At 66.7% G+C, this 1,271-nt stretch carries 1 protein-coding gene; it reads right to left on the bottom strand.

Annotation, left to right across the window (positions count from 1 at the left end; translation table 11 throughout):
- Positions 1-34: 34 nt before the first annotated feature.
- A protein-coding gene (locus tag D9599_RS30625) for an IS3 family transposase (protein ID WP_232481148.1) occupies positions 35-1,206 on the bottom strand; the annotation gives its coding sequence in 2 pieces (ribosomal slippage) (positions 35-939 and positions 939-1,206; 1,173 coding nt in all).
- Positions 1,207-1,271 lie beyond the last annotated feature (65 nt).

Below are 1,271 nucleotides of genomic sequence, written 5' to 3'. Positions count from 1 at the left end.
TGACAAGCCCCCACGAGGTGCTCCAGGCGGAATGTTAGTGGAGCACGGCGGTGGCTGAGCCAGACCCTGCCGAGGCGGGAGGGGAGCGTGGCGGCACTTGGCACGTCAGGACGACCTCTGGCGCGGGCGGCAGGTAGCCGAGCGCGGAGTGTGGACGGACGGTGTTGTAGTGGCGGCGCCATTGCTCGATGAGGACCTTGGCCTCAGCGAGCGTGTTGAACACCTCCATGTTGAGCAGCTCGTCGCGGAGCTTGCCGTTGAAGCTCTCCACATAGCCGTTCTCCCAGGGGCTGCCGGGCTCGATAAAGGCGGTCTTTGCGCCCACCCCGGTGATCCAGCCCTTCACGGCTGTGGCTGCGAACTCCGGCCCGTTGTCTGAACGAACATGACCAGGCGTGCCGCGCAGGATAAACAGGTCGGACAACACGTCGATGACGTCGGATGCCTTGAGCTGGCGCCCCACTCGAATGGCCAGGCACTCGCGGGTGTATTCGTCGACCACGTTCAGCATGCGGAACTTGCGCCCGTCCCGAGTGCGGTCCTCGACGAAGTCATAGGCCCAGACATGGTTCGGCCGCTCCGGCCGCAGCCGCACGCAAGAGCCGTCAGCCAGCCACAGCCGCCCGCGCTTGGGCTGCCGGGCGGGCACCTTCAGCCCCTCGCGCCGCCAGATGCGCTCCACGCGCTTGTGGTTGCACCGCCAGCCCTCGGCCCTGAGCAGGGCGGTGATCCGGCGGTAGCCATACCGGCCATACTGCCGGGCCAAGTTGACGATGCTCGCCGTCAGTGCCGCTTCGTCGTCCGCTGCGCGCGGCACCTTGCGCTGCGTTGATCGGTGCTGCCCCAGCACCGCGCAGACCCTCCGCTGGGACAGGCCGAGTTGCCCCTTCACATGCCCCACCGCCGCACGACGGCGGGCGGGGCTCAGTATTTTCCCGATGCCGCTTCCTTCAGGATCACCTTGTCCAAGGTCAGGTCCGACACCGCTTTGCGCAGCCGCGCGTTCTCCCGCTCCAGCTCTTTCAGCCGCTTCACCTGATCCAGCTTCAGGCCACCGAACTCGGCGCGCCAACGATAGTACGTCGGCTCGGTCACCCCGATCGACCGCACTGCCTCCGACACCGGCTTGCCCTGACCCGTCAGAACCTCAACCTGGCGCAGCTTGGCTACGATCTCCTCGGGTGTATGCGTCCTCTTCCGACCCATCCTCTGCCTCCCCAAAACAGCCGCCGGACTACATAACCGGCGGACCGCTTCTAGGGGGGCAGGTC

It is taken from the genome of Roseomonas sp. KE2513, assembly GCF_016107305.1.
Taxonomy (GTDB): Bacteria; Pseudomonadota; Alphaproteobacteria; order Acetobacterales; family Acetobacteraceae; genus Roseomonas.
The sequence above is the reverse complement of the archived record's forward strand: the minus strand, read 5'-3'. Positions and strand labels throughout refer to the sequence as shown.